Origin of the sequence: Kordia jejudonensis, from assembly GCF_001005315.1 — a bacterium.
Taxonomy (GTDB): domain Bacteria; phylum Bacteroidota; class Bacteroidia; order Flavobacteriales; family Flavobacteriaceae; genus Kordia; species Kordia jejudonensis.
Genome location: NZ_LBMG01000211.1, coordinates 1 through 364 on the forward strand (window position 1 = coordinate 1; position 364 = coordinate 364).

Annotated in this window: 1 protein-coding gene; it reads right to left on the reverse strand. The window is 39.8% G+C overall.

The features are described 5' to 3' along the window. Nucleotides 1-119: 119 nt before the first annotated feature. On the reverse strand, nucleotides 120-364 hold a 245-nt coding region (locus AA089_RS25520), incomplete at its 5' end, for a hypothetical protein (protein WP_206540708.1).

The following is a 364-nucleotide window of genomic DNA, read 5'->3' on the forward strand; positions in this document are numbered from 1 at the left end:
TCTTGGTTGTTAACACAGAATCTTTGCTTTTGGGTGTTAGGTATTGGTCAAGTTCTAAGAATAACTGGAAATTCAAACTAAAATACCAACATACTATGAGCGACAGCGATACGTAAATTCTAAAAAACAAAGCAACCAAAAAACAAAGCAACCAAAAAGTAAAGCGACCAAAGGCGAAGCGACCAAAAAGCAAAGCAACCCAAAGCAAAGCAACCAAAAAGCGAAGCAACCAAAAAGCGAAGCGACCCAAAACAAAGCAACCAAAAGCAAAGCGACCCAAAGCAAAGCAACCCAAAAGCGAAGCGACCAAAAAGAAAAGCGAACCAAAAAGCAAAGCGACCAAAAAGCAAAGCAACCAAAAAGC